Source organism: Ruegeria sp. HKCCD7296 (assembly GCF_013110775.1).
GTDB lineage: Bacteria > Pseudomonadota > Alphaproteobacteria > Rhodobacterales > Rhodobacteraceae > Ruegeria.
Genome location: NZ_WVRF01000007.1, coordinates 188,357 through 206,588, shown reverse-complemented (window position 1 = coordinate 206,588; position 18,232 = coordinate 188,357). Strand labels below are relative to the sequence as shown.

The 18,232-nt window shown below is 57.5% G+C and carries 12 protein-coding genes; 8 read left to right on the top strand and 4 right to left on the bottom strand.

Features of this window, described 5'->3' with window-relative positions; genetic code table 11:
* Positions 1-55 precede the first annotated feature (55 nt).
* The 4 genes from GS632_RS12120 to GS632_RS12105 all read left to right on the top strand — a co-directional run bounded on the left by GS632_RS12120 (position 56) and on the right by GS632_RS12105 (position 5,991).
* Positions 56-1,759 (top strand): NAD(P)H-dependent oxidoreductase subunit E, encoded by a 1,704-nt coding sequence (locus GS632_RS12120; RefSeq protein WP_171178051.1) that lies wholly within the window; start codon positions 56-58, stop codon positions 1,757-1,759.
* 13 nt (positions 1,760-1,772) lie between these two features.
* Positions 1,773-4,556: a formate dehydrogenase subunit alpha gene (gene fdhF / locus GS632_RS12115; RefSeq protein ID WP_171178048.1), complete on the top strand. Its 2,784-nt coding sequence runs from the start codon at positions 1,773-1,775 to the stop codon at positions 4,554-4,556.
* 114 nt (positions 4,557-4,670) lie between these two features.
* Positions 4,671-5,456, top strand: coding sequence for a cyclase family protein (locus GS632_RS12110; protein ID WP_171178045.1), 786 nt, complete (start codon positions 4,671-4,673; stop codon positions 5,454-5,456).
* 13 nt (positions 5,457-5,469) lie between these two features.
* Positions 5,470-5,991: a thioesterase family protein gene (locus tag GS632_RS12105; protein WP_171721834.1), complete on the top strand. Its 522-nt coding sequence runs from the start codon at positions 5,470-5,472 to the stop codon at positions 5,989-5,991.
* Between the two features lie 4 nt (positions 5,992-5,995).
* Here GS632_RS12105 and GS632_RS12100 read toward each other — a convergent pair whose 3' ends face one another.
* From GS632_RS12100 to GS632_RS12090, 3 genes are all read right to left on the bottom strand, one after another.
* The gene (locus tag GS632_RS12100) at positions 5,996-10,084 is read right to left on the bottom strand and encodes a translocation/assembly module TamB domain-containing protein (RefSeq protein ID WP_253284459.1); all 4,089 of its coding nucleotides are present in this window, start codon (positions 10,082-10,084) and stop codon (positions 5,996-5,998) included.
* The gene (locus tag GS632_RS12095; protein WP_171178041.1) at positions 10,081-11,886 is read right to left on the bottom strand and encodes an autotransporter assembly complex family protein; all 1,806 of its coding nucleotides are present in this window, start codon (positions 11,884-11,886) and stop codon (positions 10,081-10,083) included. Before GS632_RS12095 ends, GS632_RS12100 begins: the two co-directional genes overlap by 4 nt.
* A gap of 99 nt (positions 11,887-11,985) precedes the next feature.
* Positions 11,986-13,251 (bottom strand): urate hydroxylase PuuD, encoded by a 1,266-nt coding sequence (locus tag GS632_RS12090; RefSeq protein ID WP_171721835.1) that lies wholly within the window; start codon positions 13,249-13,251, stop codon positions 11,986-11,988.
* A 96-nt stretch (positions 13,252-13,347) separates the two neighbouring features.
* Here GS632_RS12090 and GS632_RS12085 point away from each other — a divergent pair, with 96 nt between their 5' ends.
* Entirely contained in the window at positions 13,348-14,268 is a 921-nt protein-coding gene (locus GS632_RS12085) for a LysR family transcriptional regulator (RefSeq protein ID WP_171238107.1), read from the top strand.
* A gap of 15 nt (positions 14,269-14,283) precedes the next feature.
* Here GS632_RS12085 and uraH read toward each other — a convergent pair whose 3' ends face one another.
* Positions 14,284-14,640 carry a hydroxyisourate hydrolase gene (gene uraH, locus GS632_RS12080; protein WP_171238108.1) on the bottom strand — a complete coding sequence of 119 codons (357 nt, stop codon included), beginning with the start codon at positions 14,638-14,640 and terminating at the stop codon, positions 14,284-14,286.
* Between the two features lie 164 nt (positions 14,641-14,804).
* Between uraH and puuE the strand changes: the two genes are divergently transcribed.
* From puuE to GS632_RS12065, 3 genes are read left to right on the top strand one after another with little or no spacing between them, the layout of a single operon-like run.
* Positions 14,805-16,223, top strand: coding sequence for an allantoinase PuuE (puuE, locus tag GS632_RS12075; RefSeq protein WP_171721836.1), 1,419 nt, complete (start codon positions 14,805-14,807; stop codon positions 16,221-16,223).
* Entirely contained in the window at positions 16,220-16,726 is a 507-nt protein-coding gene (locus GS632_RS12070) for an ureidoglycolate lyase (protein WP_171178035.1), read from the top strand. Before puuE ends, GS632_RS12070 begins: the two co-directional genes overlap by 4 nt.
* 42 nt (positions 16,727-16,768) lie before the next feature.
* Entirely contained in the window at positions 16,769-18,199 is a 1,431-nt protein-coding gene (locus GS632_RS12065; RefSeq protein WP_171178033.1) for a uracil-xanthine permease family protein, read from the top strand.
* Positions 18,200-18,232: the final 33 nt, after the last annotated feature.

Here is an 18,232-nt window from a genome sequence, read left to right as displayed (position 1 = left end):
GCGATTTGACGATATGCTGATCTGATGAGACACGGAGCCTCAATCGGAGGGCATCATGGCACCATTAGATATCAAGCCATCAGGCGCACCCAAGGGCGTCTGGAAGTCAGGTAAAGGCAAGGGGCGGCACACGCCCAAAGGCCGTCAATTCACGGATGAGGCGCAGGCCGAGATTCATCGCCTGTTGGGCCATCGCCCGCGCCGCCGCGATTTGCTGATTGAATTCCTGCATTTGATCCAGGACGCGCACGGTCATATCAGTGCCGACCACATTGCAGCTTTGGCAGTTGAGATGCGCATCGGTCAGGCGGAAATCTATGAAACCGCCACCTTCTATGCCCATTTCGATGTGGTGAAAGAAGATGAAACACCTCCGCCCGCGCTGACGATCCGGGTCTGTGATTCCCTGTCTTGCGAAATGGCCGGTGCCCAGCAGTTGCAGAAAGCGTTGGAAAACGGGTTGGACGCCTCTGAGGTTCGCGTTGTCCGCGCGCCGTGTATGGGCCGCTGCGATACAGCTCCGGTGTTGGAGATCGGTCACAACCATATCGATCATGCGACCCCTGAAAAGGTACAGGTCGCGATTGCCGCGGAAGATACCCATACCCATCTGCCCGATTATGAAGCCTTCGCCGCCTACGAAGCCAATGGCGGTTACGCCAAGCTGAAGGAGCTGCGCGACGGCGGTGATTGGGAAAAGGTGCAAGAAGACGTGCTGTCCTCGGGCCTGCGCGGTCTGGGTGGCGCGGGCTTCCCGTCTGGTAAGAAATGGGGCTTTGTTCGCATGAACGAAGGTCCACGCTATCTGGCCGTGAACGGGGATGAAGGCGAACCCGGCACGTTCAAGGACCGTTACTATCTGGAACGCACGCCGCATGTCTTCCTTGAGGGCATGTTGATCGCCGCCTGGGCGGTCGAGGCCGAGACCTGCTTTATCTATATGCGTGACGAATACCCTGCGGTGCTGGAAATCCTACGCCGTGAGATCGCCGCGTTGGAACAGGCGGGTATCGTCGAAGAAGGTTACATCGACCTTCGCCGGGGTGCTGGCGCTTATATCTGCGGCGAAGAATCTGCGATGATCGAGTCGATCGAAGGCAAAAAGGGCCTGCCCCGTCACCGTCCTCCGTTCGTGGCGCAGGTTGGTGTCTTTAACCGCCCGACCTTGGTGCACAATGTCGAAACATTGTATTGGGTCACCAAAGTGTGCCGAGAGGGGCCGGAATGCCTCAACAGCACCGAAAAGAACGGTCGCAAGGGCCTGCGCAGCTATTCGGTCTCGGGTCGGGTGGCTAAGCCGGGCGTTTACCTGCTGCCCGCAGGTTCGACCATTCTGGATGTGATTGATGCCGCCGGCGGCATGGCCGAAGGCCATGTGTTCAAGGCGTATCAACCGGGCGGGCCGTCGTCAGGTCTTCTCCCCTCCAGCATCGATGACGTCCCGCTCGACTTTGACACTCTGCAACCGCTGGGCACCTTCATCGGCTCCGCTGCGGTTGTGGTTTTGTCAGATCAGGACACCGCCCGCGACGCTGCGCTGAACATGCTGCGGTTCTTCGAAGATGAAAGTTGCGGTCAGTGCACGCCCTGCCGTGCGGGTTGCGAAAAGGCGGTTAAGCTGATGCAGGCCGACAAATGGGACACCGAACTGTTGGAAGATCTGTGCCAGGTCATGGGAGATGCCTCGATCTGCGGTCTGGGGCAGGCGGCCCCGAATCCGATCCGCCTAGTCATGAAACATTTCGCTGACGAAATCTGAGGGAGACAGAGCCATGCTTGACGCAAGTCCAACCAAGACCGTCACCTTCAACCTGAACGGCGAAGATGTCACTGTGCCCGAAGGCTGGACCATCTGGGAAGCCGCCAAAGGGCAAGGTTTCACAATTCCGCACCTGTGCCACAAGCCTCAGCCGGGCTACAAACCCGACGGCAACTGCCGCGCTTGTATGGTTGAGGTCGAAGGCGAGCGCACGTTGGTCGCCTCGTGCATCCGTCCTGCGGCGGACGGCATGGTTGTGAAAACCGACAGCGCGCGTGCCGAGAAGTCCCGCGCCATGGTCATGGAACTGCTGGTCGCGGACCAGCCAAAGGAAGCGCACGACACCTCAAGCCATTTCTGGGATATCGCCAAGCTGAACGATGTCAGCGACAGCCGTTTCCCGGCGAAAGAGGCCGAGAAAATCCCGCTGCTGGATGACAGCCACGTCGCGATGCGCGTTAATCTGGATGCCTGCATCAACTGCAACCTCTGCGTCCGCGCTTGCCGCGACGTGCAGGTGAATGACGTGATCGGCATGGCCGGTCGCGGCCACACTGCGCAGGTGGTGTTTGACCAGAACGACCCAATGGGCGCATCAACTTGCGTGGCCTGTGGTGAATGTGTTCAGGCTTGCCCGACCGGTGCGCTGATGCCCGCCACCGTGCTGGACGACCAGCAACTGGGCGATAGCAAAGACTACGACAGCGAAACCGAAAGCGTCTGCCCGTTCTGCGGTGTGGGCTGCAAGGTCTCGCTGAAGGTTAAAGACGGTAAGGTCAAATATGTCGAGGGCATCAACGGCCCCGCAAACGAAGGCCGTTTGTGTGTCAAAGGCCGCTTTGGCTTTGACTACATCCACCACCCGCACCGCCTGACCAAGCCGTTGATCCGGCGCGAAGACGCCCCTGAAAAGGGCCTGAACGTCGATCCATCAGACCTGTCGACCCATTTCCGCGAAGCGACCTGGGAAGAGGCGATGGATCTGGCCGCCACCAAGCTAAAAGCCTTGCGCGACGAAGATCCGCGCAGCGTGGCAGGCTTTGGTTCGGCCAAGTGCACTAACGAAGAAGCCTATCTGTTCCAGAAGTTCATCCGTCAGGGATTCAAGCACAACAATGTCGACCACTGCACCCGTCTGTGCCACGCGTCGTCCGTTGCGGCTCTGATCGAGAACGTCGGCTCGGGTGCTGTGACCGCGACCTTCAACGAGATTGAAAACGCGGATGTGGCGATCATCATCGGGGCGAACCCGATTGAAAATCACCCAGTTGCTGCGACCTATTTCAAGCAATTCACCAAGCGCGGTGGCAAGTTGATCGTGATGGATCCGCGCGGTGTCGGCATGCGCAAATTCGCTGACGAAATGCTGCAATTCCGCCCGGGTGCTGATGTCTCGATGCTCAATGCGATCATGAACGTGATTGTCGAAGAGGAACTCTACGACAGCCAGTACATCCACCGCTGGACCGAGAACTGGGAGGCCGAGAAAGAACATCTGCGCCAGTTCACGCCAGAGGCAATGGCTCCGATCTGTGGCATCGAACCCGATCAGCTACGCCGCGTCGCGCGCACCTTTGCGCAGGCCAAGGCCGGTCTGATCTTTTGGGGCATGGGCGTCAGCCAGCATATCCACGGCACCGACAACTCGCGCTGCCTGATCAGCCTTGCTCTGATGACCGGCAACGTCGGTAAGCCCGGCGCGGGTCTGCACCCGCTGCGGGGTCAGAACAACGTTCAAGGCGCATCTGATGCGGGCCTGATCCCGATGTTCCTGCCAGACTACAAGACGGTCACGGATGACAATATCCGGGCTCAGTTCACCGAGGTCTGGGGCTCGGATGATTTCTCGAATGAGAAGGGCCTGACAGTTACCGAGATCATCGATCAGATCTATGCGCGCAACATCAAGGGTATGTATATTCTGGGCGAAAACCCGGCCATGTCCGACCCGGATGTAAACCACGCCCGCGATGCGTTGGCCAAGCTGGATCTGATGATCGTGCAGGACATTTTCCTGACTGAAACGGCGAACTATGCCGACATCATCCTGCCTGCCTCGGCGCTCTATGAAAAGAACGGCACGGTGTCGAACACCAACCGTCAGGTACAGCGTGTACGTCCTGCCGTGGCACCTCCGGGTGAGGCGCGCGAGGATTGGGCGATCACTGTCGAGTTGGCGCAGCGTATCGGTCTGAACTGGAATTACACAGATGTGTCTCAGGTCTTCAACGAAATGAAGCTAACCATGCAGTCACTGGACAACATCACCTGGGAGCGTCTGGAAACTGAAACGATCACTTACCCGTCGCTCAGCGAAACCGATCCGGGCCAGTCCATCGTGTTTGGCGACGGTTTCCCACGGGCTGATGGTAAGGCCAGGTTCACCCCGGCCAGTATCATCCCACCGGATGAAGCTCCGGATGAAGAGTATCCGATGATAGCCACAACGGGTCGCCAGTTGGAGCATTGGCATACGGGTTCTATGACCCGCCGTGCCACTGTTCTGGATGCGGTAGAGCCGGAAGCGAACTGTTCGATGAATCCGCGTACGCTCAAGCTGATGGGGATCGAACCGGGTGAAATGATCCGTCTGACGACCCGTCGCGGTTCCATCGAGATCATGGTGCGCGCCGACCGTGCAATTGCCGAGGGTATGGTGTTCATCCCGTTTGCCTATGTCGAGGCGGCTGCGAACATGCTGACCAATTCGGCCATCGACCCCTATGGCAAGATCCCCGAGTTCAAGTTCTCGGCGATCAAGGTCGAAAAGATCGAAGACGCCATCGCAGCGGAATAACCTCTGCGCCACTTACTCTTTCGAAAAGGCGGTCTTAGCGGGCCGCCTTTTTCGCGTCTTGACAGCAGCTTACGCGCGGCCAACCCTGTGGCTGTTCTTCTGATGGAGTTGCATATGCCTCGCCGTTTCGTCGATTTGTCCGTTCCGCTGGAAACCGGCATCGTATCGGACCCCCCGATCATGCTGCCCGAGATCGAATACCTGACACATGACCAAACTGCCGAGCAGGTCATGGCCTTTTTCCCCGGTCTTGCGAAAGAAGACCTGCCGGGTGGCGAGGGTTGGGCGCTGGAACGTTTGCAAATCGCGACGCACAACGGCACCCATCTGGACGCGCCCTACCACCACCATTCCACAATGAACAAAGGCGAGAGGGCGATCACCATTGATGAGGTGCCGCTGGAATGGTGCATGAACCCCGGTGTCAAACTGGATTTCCGTCATTTCGAGGATGGCTATGTGGTTACCGCAGCGGATGTCGAGGCCGAACTGAAGCGGATCGGTCATACGCTGAACCCGTTGGATATCGTGGTGGTCAATACGTCTGCAGGGACACAGTATGGCCAACCTGACTATCTGATGAAAGGCTGCGGTATGGGACGTGAGGCGACCTTGTACCTGACAGAACGCGGGGTGCGGGTGACCGGAACAGATGCCTGGAGTTGGGACGCACCCTTCCCGCTGACCGCGCAGGAATATGCAGATACCAAAGACCCCTCGATCATCTGGGAAGGGCACCGCGCCTCGATGGAGATTGGGTATTGCCACATGGAAAAGCTGACCAATTTGGAAACGCTTCCACCGACAGGGTTTGAAATTTCCTGTTTCCCTTTCAAGATCAAAGGTGCCTCGGCAGGGTTCATCCGCGCCGTTGCGATCTTTGAAGATCCGGACGAGTGAGGACTGTTCAGCCATGTCACAAGATACACAGCCATTAGGTGGTCATGATGGCCCGTACGATGCGCCTGTTGAAATTCACGAGTTTGCGCTGCAACCAGACTGGATCGATTACAACGGGCATATGAATGTCGGCTACTATGGCGTCGCGTTCGACCTGGCCTTCGAACGGCTGCTTGTCGATCAATTGGGTCTTGGAGAACCTCAGGTGCACGCGTTGGGGCAGGGGCCGTACGTCCTGCAATCCCACATGCAGTTCCTGCGCGAGGTGACCGACGACATGACGATCTATTTCCAGTTTCGATTGTTGGATGCAGATCACAAACGTGGGCACTATTTCGGTCAGATGATCTCGGCCCCCGACCAGACTGTATGTGCCACGCAAGAAGTGCTGTTCATGAATGTCAGCCACAGAACAGGTCGCTCTGAACCCTATCCGGATTGGGCGGTCACTCGGTTGGCACGGATGGTGTCGGATCACGCGTCTTTGCCACCCGCGCCCCAGATTGGGCAGCAGATTGGTATTCGCCGAAAATGACGCCTTAGTAATCGCGTTCGAAGAACACCCCGATGCCGGTTTCGCCGCGGCCATCAACTGTGCCTTTGACGGTAAAGTTGTCAGTCACATCCAAGTTCAGGTTCACTTCGGTGTCACCTTCGGTGTTGACGGTAAAGTCGGTATACAGGTTCTCACCCAGATAGGCGCCAGCCCCCAACCGGCCAGCACCACTTTCCGATGCGCCGACATCAATTGTATCCACGCCGGTGGATTCACGCAGACCCTTGGTTGCGTCGCCACCCGCGCCGCTGAGTTGTGCCAGCGACGCTGCCATCTGTGCGATCAGGAATGGCGATATTTCTGAGAACCGGTTTCCAAACAGCAGCATTGCCAACGCCTCTTCAGCCGGGCGTTCGGGGTTAGAGAACACATCCACTTCAGGTGAATCCAACGGTCCCGCAATCTCAATTGTTGCGGTGCCATCAGAGGTGCTGGCCGAGGATTCGAACTCGATGTAAGGCGTCAAGTCGCCCTGCAGCGTGACGATGCCTTTGGTCAGGGCCAGCCTACGGCCCAGAATGTCGAAATTGCCTCGGATCAATTCGATCTGACCCGATGGAACGACAGCAGCGGTGGTGCCACCGATGAAAATCCGTCCGCCCAGCTCTGCGTTCACGCCCCGCCCACGAACAAACACGGCTTTGGGGGCCAGCAGGCTGATGTCCAGCGCAATTCTGGAATTGCTTTGGCTAGCTTCTTCTGTGACAACCAGCCCCGCGCGTTCACGCGTGACAAAAGCAGAGCGGCTTTCGTTGATATGCTTTATCTCGGGGATTGGGGCTGCGCCGACCGCGCCTGAGGCGGCTGCAAGATTGATGTTTGTTTCGTCGAACGTGATTTGCCCGGCCAGTGAACTGTTTCCGGCCAGTGCCCCGGTCATTGCGATCTGGCCGTTCAAGGTGGTTTCGTAAAGCAACTGATCCGTTAGCACGAGACTGTTCAACGCGGTGGTGATCTGAGCGTTAAACGGAGGCGCGAGGTCAACAGGGCCGCTGACGGTAAAACCACCACCAGCCCGCACACCACCGCTGAGGTTGATGGTTGCACGGCTTTGCGCAAGATCGATCTGACCGCTGATACCGGTGATTGTCTGGCCAGCACCGGGAATGGCAAGTGATGTGCCAGATGTGGTGATCGACCCGCTGAGAGAAGCCAAAGACGGTGCGCCATTCAAGGCCAGGTCGAAACGTGCCGACCCTTCGATCTTGTTGGGCGTTATAAAGATATTTGCAATCCCAAGATTGACACCGCCCTGCGCGGTCAGATCCGCCTGGGTGCTGGTTTCATCAAAGGTTCCGGCTACGGTACTGGTGATGTCAGCCGGCCCTTCGGCTTTGGCGTCGATGGTCCAAAGCCCATTGTCCCGCTTTGCGTTGCCCGAAGCTGCGATGGTGCCCGGGAATTCAGGCACAAACCTTTCGATACGGTTAAACTTTGCGTCGAAATCCAGGTCCGCTGCGCCATTCGTGTCAACTGAACCCGCGACTTTGGCATAAGAGCTGTCAGGCCCCTGCAAATTGGCAGTGCCTTCGAAACCAGTGCTTGTGGGCGCAACGTTTCCATCCAGTTTCAATGGGCCTGTAACGGTTTTAGACAGTCGGCCCAGATCGTCCAGGGCGGCTGTAAAGCTTAACCCTCCGGCGTCGCGGTCGAGTTTGCCGGAAGCCTCTGCCGACAGGGCGGTTCCCTTCAATCGGAAGCTGCGGATATCAAGCCCTTCATCGCCATTCTGCGCATCCACGGTCAAGGTCGTGCGCCCTTGGATCAGTTTGTCAACAGTGTCGATTCCGGTTTTGATATCATTCGCATCAAGACTGCCTTTCACGTCAAAGCTCTTGCTGCCTACAGCACCTTTGCCCGATAGGTCGGTTTTGATCGATCCGGCCAGATCGCGTTTGGCAAGGCCCGAGAACAAAGACAGGTTTGGGACATTCAGGCTGGCTTGTCCATCCACAGCCAACGCATTTGTCGGATCGTCGATCGTAGCTGCCGCTTGGGCCGTTAGGGCGGTTCCGTTCACCTTGGCGTCCCGGATCACGATTTGATCCTGGCTAAGCGCGCCATCAAAGGTAATCTCGGTCCGACCAACAAGCAGGGGGTCGATCTCGGACATACCAGTTTTGATGTCTCGGCTTGTTACGCTGGCGGTGCCGTCGAATTCCAGCGTCTGAACTGCGCCTTTACCGCTCAGCTGTGCCTGTATGGCACCGCCAAGCTCACGATTCGCAAGGCCGGAGAAGATGGAAAGATCCTGGGCATTAACCGTGGCCTGCCCGTCGATGGTCAGGTTGCCGCCGGGGGTCGTCACTGCGCCATCAGCTTGCGCGCGCAGTGTGTCGCCGATCAGGGTGAAGTCCCGGATCGTAATCCCATCTGCACTGCGCTTAGCGTCCATGGTGATTTTGGTGTCGCCGCGAATGACCGGATCGATGTCATCGCGCCCTGTGGACAGGTCATTACCTTCGACCTCGAGCTTGCCATCAAAGCTGCCCTCCAAAGGAGAGCCTTTCCCGACAAGCCGGGCAGAGGCTCGACCGCCAAGCTCCATCTGCGCGAGATCCGAAAACCGTGACAAGTCCGCCGCCTGCAACGTGGCTGTGCCATCTACGGCCAGACCGGTGGACAGGCCGCTGATCACCGCGTCTAGCCCCAGTTCATAATCAGAACCAACCAGCTCCACGCCAGACAGGTTTACCGTTTGATCACTGCCATAGGCGAACACACCATCCAGCGTGACGCGCTCGCCCACGGCTGCGTTCAGCGCATCGTCAGCCAGGTCGATGCCGTCCAGAGCAGCCTGAAGATCGCCATCCAGTTGCAGGGCCGATCCCTGTTCCAGCGTCCCCTGTGCCGAGATCTGCGCGCGTTGCAAATCGATCTGTGGCGTCTTGATACCGTTGGCCGTCAAACTCAGATCCCACAGGTTGCCGTTTTTCTCGTCAAACAGCGCTGAAATCTGTGCCGCCTCAATAGATGTTTCGCCGCCCGAAACCGGCAAAACCACGCTTTGCCCTTCCGGCGGCGTGATCCGCCACTGCAAAGCGGCCAATTGCAGTTGGCCACCAGCAGCGAGTTGCAGTTCACCTTCGAGGTTCAGCGCTTGCGATGTCAGCTCAAGGTCACTGATGTTCAGCGCGCCATCCGGCTCGGTTCGACCGTCCACGAACAACTGTGTTTTGGTGCCGAAAAACGTATCCATGTTGTCGGCGACAAAGGGTGTTAGATCACCGCCCAGATCGGCGGTAAAGGCAATGCCTTCATCTGCGCTTGCCGCAGCGTTCGGGGCTGAACGGAGTCGGACCTGCCCGGTCACACGCGGCTGGCCATCGCTGCTGAGACCAATATCGGCGGTGAAGTCGCTTACTGGCCCAGACCCTTTTGCGGTCAACCCAATGGGTGGGCTGTCTGGGATCTTGAGAGCCGTCGAAATCAGGCCGCCCGCTGCCTCGGTCACTTGTAGGTCAAGATCGATCTGGCTGTCGGCGTTCTGAAATCCTGCGCTTAGCTTGATTTCGTCCCCGGCGCGGTCCAGGCGCGTGATATCAAGATTGGTGTCCAGCGTACCATCCGCCAACGACAGGTTACCATTCACTGCCAACTCTGCCGCAACGCCGATCAGCGGCTCGCCCAGAGACAGTTCGCTGATGCTGATTTCACCGATTTCAATGGCGACGGGAAGTTCGGGCAGTTGAAAGGCTTGCGTTTCGGCTGCTGGGGGCGGCGTATCTTTGGTGGTTGTGCCCGGGGTGCGGGCGATGTCAATTTCCTGTGCAGTCAAGGCGTTGACGGAAAACCGGCCACGGATCAATGCCAGTCGGTTCCAGTCCAGCACGGCATCCTTAATGGTCAGCCAGACCCCCTCGTCATCGGCAACAGTGATCTCGTCGATTGTAGCCCGCGAACTCAGCGCGCCTTGCAGACCCGAGACCGTCACGTTTTGATCGTCTCCTGACAGCGTGTCCTGCAGGAACCTTTCGATCATGCTGCCGCCTTCATCCTCCTGCGCCAGTCCGGCGACAGGTGCAAACGTCAGCGTTCCGATCAACAGAGTATATGAAAGGTGACGTTTCAAAATGCCTGTCCGATCCCGATGTAAAACTGCAGGCCGTCCCCGGTGGGGCCACTCACCGGATAGGCGAGATCAAGTCGTAAAGGTCCAAATCCGCCCAGATCATATCTTACGCCTATACCGGCGCCGGCGTGATCTTCTGCACCGCTGCCAATGAACGAGGACGTATCGACAACACCGTAGTCATAAAACCCGACCAGTGACAGGCTCTCAGTGATCTTGCCGCGGATTTCGCCAGACAAACCGATAAACGACTTGCCGCCTGCGATGCCGGTTCCGACTGGAATGCCAAGGCTTTCGAAGGGTTGCCCGCGAACAGTGCCCGCGCCGCCCGAGAAGAACAGAAAATCGGGCGTTACGCCATCTGCAGGCGGGCCGATGACTGAGCCCAATTGTGCCCGCCCGGCCAGAACGATCCGACCGCTGGTTCCTAGGCTTGTATAAGCCCGGCCATCAAAGAACAGGCGGATACCGGTGTCCGTTCCGGAAATTCCGACAAAGGGCATGACTTGCGAATCCAAATAAAACCCCCGCGTGGCGCTTACTTTGCTGTCGCGTTGGTCCCATTCAGATCGGAAGGGCAGGATGAAATACCTGAACTTGCGACCGCTGCCATAGGCGTCATCGGCGTTTGAAAGTTGAAATCCGGCGGACGCCTCGGCATACAAATTGTCGGAAAAGGTGCGGCGTGCACCATAGGCCAAGGACGCAACCGATACATTGTAGTTTTCCGTGTTGCGCCGTTCCAGCAATGCGCTCCAGAACGTGTTGTCGTCCGGCCCGAGGCGATCCGGTTGATCCAGGCGTAACCCGATCCGGCCATCGATATCCTCGGCCCCGCCGATATTGCGTATCGCCGCTTCAAAGCGCAAACGCTCGGCACGTTTGAACATGTTGCGATGGGTCCAAGTCGCGGTGACGTCAACGCCATCGCGCGAGGCCAGTTCGACCCCGAAGGTCAACCGTCGCTTGGGCAGGTCCTCGAACGTGGCATCGAAGTCCAGCGTTCCATCCGGGTTTGGTGTCTCGCGCTCTTGAAGCGAGACGACGTTGAACGTGCCGGTGCGGCGCAGACGCGTTCCGACCTTTTGGATCTTTTCAGGCGAATAAACCTCGCCACTTGGGAAACCAGCGATCTTTTCGATGGATCTGTGGCGCACATCTGTGTCGCCCTTGATGAACATCTTGCCAAATGTCAGCCTGCGCCCCGGCTCCAGAGTGACTTGAGCGTCCAGCTGCGCCTGTGAATGACGCGCGATGACGGTTTGCCCAGCGACCCCGGCCTTTGCATGGCCTGCATCCCGCCATCCTTGCACACCGGCCGAAGTGGCCTGCTGAATGGCGCCTGTTGTGGCCAGTTTGCCGGTGGCAAACTCTTCCGGAAGAACGGTTTCAGGGGCCAGTGGTTGCACTGTGGCAGTGCCAAATTTAAAGCTGGGTCCAGTCTCAACCGTAATTGCTGCTCGGTCGATTTTGGCAGGCACGGTCAACGAACTTATCTCGGCGGCTTCCTGACCGTCTAATTTGATGCTGACGACAGGGCTGAAATACCCCTCATCATAAAGAATCTGCACAATTGTGCGGTAATCCGACAGCGCGGCGGAAAGGATTTCAAGCGGGGTGTCCAGGCCGCGCTCTTCTGCGGTGGTGACGGATGACGTCTCTGTCAGGCGATCCACCAGCTCCTTGGACGCACCTGGTGCAATCAGAGAGGTTTCCAATGCCAGTGACACGTTTGGAGCCAACGCCACAACAGCGACACTCAGCCAGCGCCTCAGACGGCCTTGCGGCTTGCACCTTTGCATGAATTGCCCCAAATGTCCCAGTTCCAAATATCATACACCGCGTTTGCCACGGTCCTTTGCATTCAGGTTAGAGCATCTGAATGCGATCTGGGAAAGAGATTATTCGCCTGACGCGAATTTTTGGGGCAAATTGCGTTTGTGCTGCAGTCCGGCGTTACGCACCCATCGGATGATGGCCTGGCGGTCTTCGGGTTCCATATAAGTTACGTTTGCCGGAGGCATCGCGTGGGTCACGCCCGCCTGCAAATAGATTTGATTTGCATTTCTGGCGATGTCGGCCTCGGTTTCCAAAAGCACACCCTTGGGGGCCCAAAGAATGCCCTCCCAGACCGGCTCGCGCGCGTGGCACATTGAACAACGCCCAAGAACAATGTCATGGGCGTCTTCGAACCCGTCTGCATCCGCAAATTTCTGTTCGTACGGCGTTAGGGACTGTGCCTCTGCCTCTTCCAGCGGCTGGTACATCGGGGCCGTCGACAGCCACATGATCGCAATGAACAGCAGCGCCGTGGCCAACCACGTCCAGGTCGGATTGCCAGCCCGGGCATGGCGGGTGTTGAAATAGTGCCGGATGGTGACGCCCATCAGGAACACAAGCGCGGCGATGATCCAGTTGTATTCCGTCGCAAAAGCCAGCGGGTAATGGTTTGACAGCATCAGGAACAGGACGGGCAAAGTCAGGTAGTTGTTGTGCGTCGAGCGCAGTTTGGCGATCTTGCCGTATTTCGGATCCGGTGTGCGCCCGTTTTTCAGATCATCCACCACAATGCGTTGATTGGGCATGATGATGAAGAAAACGTTTGCCGTCATGATCGTGGCGGTGAACGCGCCCAGATGCAGCATCATCGCACGCCCGGTGAAGATCTGGTTGTAGCCCCAACCCATCGCGACCAGCAGCACGAACAGCAAAACCATCAGCAAAGTGGGGCGTTCCCCAAGCCCGGACTTGCACAGAAAATCATAGACCAGCCATCCAACGGTCAGCGAGGCTGCCGAGATCAGAATACCTTGCCAAAGGGCCAGATCGGCCTTTTCCGCATCGATCAGATACAGCTCTCCTCCAACCCAGTAGACGATCATCAGCAGCGCTGCACCGCTGAGCCAGGTTGAATAGCTTTCCCATTTGAACCAGGTCAGGTGATCGGGCATCCGTTCAGGGGCCACCAGGTACTTTTGGATATGGTAGAAGCCGCCGCCATGCACCTGCCATTCCTCGCCATCCGCCGGACCCGGAATATTGCGGTTCAGCCCCAGGTCCAACGCGATGAAATAAAATGAGGATCCGATCCAGGCCATGGCGGTGATCACGTGCAACCAGCGCACGGCAAACGCAATCCAGTCCCAGAACACTGCAAAGTCGTACATTTCAGAGGTCTCCGATTGGTTGCCACCACACTAGGCAAACAGGCTTTTCTTCGGTATTCCCGTATATTGTCAAACTGTATCAAAAAAAACGAAAAGATGTCCTATCTCGATAACATCCGCACCTTTGTCAGGGTCTACGATCTGGGCAGCATGTCCGCCGCGGGGCGAGACCTGCGAATTTCTCCGGCTGTGACTTCAGCGCGGATTTCTCAGCTTGAGGATCACTTAGGCGTACGCCTTTTTCAGCGTACGACCCGCAATCTGTCTCCGACCGAGCAAGGCAAAGCGTTTTATCCCGGAGCTGTCGCGGTTCTGGACGCGGTGGATGATGCCGAGGCTAAGGTGACCCATCTGACCGAAGCCCCACGTGGATCATTGTTTGCGGCGGCGCCGCTGGGGGTGGGTCGCCGTCTGCTGGCACCGCATGTTCCTGATTTTCTGGCTGCGTACCCAGAAGTAGACGTGCGCTTGCGCCTGACGGACCGGTCTGTCGACCTGACAACCGAAGGGCTGGATCTGGCGTTCTTTATCGGCCAACCCGAAGACAGCACCCTACGCATCCGTAAGATCGCAGATTGTCAGCGCGTGCTTTGTGCCGCCCCCGACTATGTATCGCGACGCGGAATGCCATCAACCGGTGCTGATCTGGTCGCCGACAAACACGAATGCCTGAACCTGCGCTTTCCGGGAGCGGCCGAGTTTCAATGGATGCTTGAAACCCCCGAGGGACCGAAACGTTTTGCGGTGTCGGGTCGGTTTGAATGCGATGATGGAGACGTGCTGACAGATTGGGCTTTGTCAGGGCAAGGGATTGCAATGAAACCCGTTTTTGAAGTCGCCGAACACCTCAGATCGGGACGCCTGGTCCCGGTTGCAACGGAAACGCCGCCGGTTTCTGTGCAAATGGCCTGTCTTTACACGCACCGGCGACATCAAGATCCGAAGGCTCGCTTGTTCATGGACTTCATGATCGAACGGATCGGAAAAATCGTTCGAAGCGCCGAGCTCCCAGCTTAAGACCTCAGCTCTCGATCAGCTCCCGCGATAGGTCGAATAGCCGTAGGGCGAAAGCAGAAGCGGGACATGGTAATGCGCCTCTGCATCGGACATGCCGAACCGGATGGGTACCTGATCCAGAAACAAGGGATCGTCTCCGTCCTGACCTGTTGCACGCAGGTAATCGCCTGCAAAGAAAATCAGTTCGTAAGTGCCTGTTTTAAATGCGTCCTGCGGCAATATTGGGCTGTCGGTACGGCCATCCGCGTTGGTTTCCATCTCAACCAGTTTGCGATGAGAGTTGCCGGACACGCGGTAAAGCGCGATTTTCAGCCCCACGGCAGGGCAGCCACGTGCGGTATCCAAAACATGGGTTGTCAAATAGCCTGCCACCGGTCTCTCCTATCATGTGCCTTTTGATTTTTGACAGTCTGGCGCAAAGTTCGAAACAGTTGAAATGCCGAAAGAACCGGAAACAGCGTTCGGATTGATTTGATAATCAAAGGCTGTGTTCTGGGGTAAGTCTGTTGGAAACAGAAATAGAAATGGACCATACCATGCAGCCGCCGCGTTACCCCCGGGACATGATCGGATACGGAGCACACCCTCCGCAGGCGAAGTGGCCGGGCGGGGCCAAGTTGGCCGTTCAGATTGTGCTGAACTATGAAGAGGGTGGCGAAAACTGCGTGCTGCACGGCGATGACGCGTCCGAGGCGTTTTTGTCCGAGATCGTGGGAGCCGCGCAGTGGCCGGGTCAGCGGCACTGGAATATGGAGTCGATCTATGAATACGGCGCCCGCGCCGGGTTCTGGCGTTTGCATCGGCTGATGAAGGATCTTCCGATCACGGTGTATGGCGTGGCGACTTCTCTGGCGCGGTCGCCCGATCAGGTGGCGGCGATGAAATCCGCTGGTTGGGAAATTGCCAGCCACGGTCTCAAGTGGGTCGAACACAAAGATATGACCCCGGACGAAGAACGCGCACAAATAGCCGAGGCCATACGTTTGCACACAGAAGTTGTCGGTGAACGTCCGCGCGGGTGGTACACGGGGCGCTGTTCTGAAAACACGGTGCGTCTGGTCGCGGAAGAGGGCGGGTTTGCCTATGTCGCCGACACCTATGCGGACGATCTTCCTTATTGGTTGCAGACAGGTGGGCGGGATCAGTTGATCGTGCCATACACACTGGATTGCAACGACATGCGTTTTGCCACCCCGCAGGGGTTCAATTCGGGTGATCAGTTCTTCGCGTACCTGAAAGACAGTTTTGATGCACTGTACGCTGAGGGTGAGGCGGGCGTTCCCAAGATGCTCTCGATCGGTTTGCATTGCCGCCTGATTGGCCGACCGGGGCGTGTGATGGCGCTGAAACGGTTCTTGGACTATGCACGGGGATTTGCCGATGTCTGGTTCGCAACGCGATTGCAAATCGCGCAACATTGGGCAACCTCCCATCCGCCGGTGCATCGCGTGCGTCCGTCACAGATGGACCGCACCGCGTTTGTCGAGGCATTTGGCGGTATTTTTGAGCATTCGGCCTGGATTGCTGACCGCGCCTTTGATCTGGAGCTGGGCCCGGCACATGACACCGCAGGCGGGTTGCACAACGCGCTGACGCGCATGTTCCGTTCGGCTTCAGAAGACGAGCGTTTGGGCGTTCTGACCGCGCATCCGGATCTGGCGGGCAAGCTGGCGCAGGCCAAGCGGCTGACACAGGAAAGCACGTCTGAACAGGCGTCAGCGGGTTTGGACGCACTGACCGATGCCGAGCGTGAGGCGTTTACCGATCTGAACCAGCGCTACACGCAGGCATTCGGGTTCCCTTTCATAATTGCGGTACGGGACCATAACAAAGCGTCGATCCTCGAAGCCTTTCAGCGACGCATTGAACAGGATCGCACAACGGAATTTGCCGAAGCCTGCCGTCAGGTTGAACGGATCGCCGAGTTTCGTCTGAGGGATGTGTTGCCCGCATGACCCGGCAGATCGTGACAGAAATAATCTCGGCAGACGCATTTGCCCCTTTTGGCGATTTGATCGAGGCGTCTGGACCGCCCGACAAGATCATCAACCAAGGGCAATGCGGGCGGTTTCACGACCGCGCGCGGTTGGATTTTTCTGATGGTCGGGCTGGGCTGAGCCTGTTCAACGCCAACCCCCGTTCATTGCCCTACACGCTTGAGATGGTCGAGCGCCATCCGGATGGCAGTCAGGCTTTCATTCCCATGACGCATCAGCCTTTTCTGGTGGTCGTCGCGGCAGACAATGCCGGGGAACCGGGCGTTCCGCGCGCGTTCATAACCAAGCCGGGCCAGATGGTGAATTACCACCGCGGTACATGGCATGGCGTTCTGACACCTCTACATGGCCCGGGTCTGTTTGCGGTGGTGGACAGGATCGGCACCGGATCAAATCTGGAAGAACACTGGTTCGACACACCCTATGAGGTGGTGCCGAAACCCAACGAAGCCGCGGGATAAGCGGCAATACCCCCGTGAACTCTGACTGAGAGGACAGTGCCCATGGCCGAAACTTCAATTGGAACACCCGAACAGCTTCGGGATCCGAATTTCACACCCGCGCTGCACAAGGCGATTCCACTGGGTATTCAGCACGTTCTGGCGATGTTCGTCTCAAACGTGACACCTGCAATCATTGTCGCTGGCGCAGCTGGGTTTGGGTTTGGTTCGAACTCGCCTGATTTCCCAGAGCTTTTGTACTTGATCCAGATGTCGATGCTATTTGCCGGCGTGGCAACGTTGTTGCAGACGGTCACTGTGGGTCCGGTTGGGGCAGCGTTGCCGATTGTTCAGGGAACAAGTTTCGCCTTTCTGCCGATCATGATCCCTCTTGTGGCGGGCAAAGGGGTCGACGGGTTGGCAGCTTTGTTCGGGGGCGTGATCATCGGCGGTGTGTTCCATGCCTGTCTGGGGGCTGTCATCGGGAAGATACGCTTCGCTCTGCCGCCGCTGGTGACCGGTCTTGTGGTCACAATGATCGGTCTGGCGTTGGTCAAGGTTGGCATCCAGTACGCTGCTGGAGGGGTTCCGGCGATCGGCACACCAGAATACGGGTCAATGCTGAACTGGTCAGCGGCGATGGTCGTTGTTGTTGTAACGCTTGCGTTGAAATTCTTCGCCAGGGGTATGCTTTCAGTTTCAGCAGTCCTGATTGGTCTGGCGGTTGGATACCTTTATGCATTGATGGTCGGAATGGTGACCTTTGAAGCGATTGGTGCAAGCTGGGGTCGCGCTTCGGCGTTTGCTCTGCCTGTTCCGTTTAAATACGGGTTTGAATTCTCATTTGCAGCTGTGATCGGTTTCTGCCTCATGGCTTTTGTGTCTGCCATCGAAACTGTTGGCGATGTTTCGGGCGTGACCAAAGGTGGTGCAGGTCGAGAAGCGACAGATGAAGAAATCTCGGGTGCTACTTACGCCGATGGTTTCGGTTCAGCGCTGGCCGGTGTATTCGGCGGATTGCCCAACACGTCGTTCAGCCAAAATGTCGGTCTGATCGCGATGACCGGCGTGATGAGCCGCCATGTCGTGACCATTGGTGCCTTGTTCCTGATCCTGTGCGGGTTGGTTCCCAAGGTCGGTGCAATCATCCGGACCATTCCAATTGAGGTGTTGGGCGGGGGCGTCATCGTCATGTTCGGGATGGTTGTGGCTGCGGGTATTTCGATGCTGTCTGACGTCGACTGGAACCGTCGCAATATGGTGATTTTTGCAATCTCGCTTTCCATCGGATTCGGGTTGCAGCTTGAACCCGATGCAGTTCAGCACTTGCCGGACACGCTGGGTATCCTGATGAAAAGTGGGTTGTTGCCTGCGGCGGTTATTGCCATCGTACTCAATCTCGTTCTGCCGGAAGAGCTTACGGACGAGGCCACAGAAGAAGTATCTGGTGGGATGTCCGGGCACGGTTCCGGTAGTTTGTCGGGGCACAAATAACCAAGCCGACGCCGGATCGCACACGCAATTGCG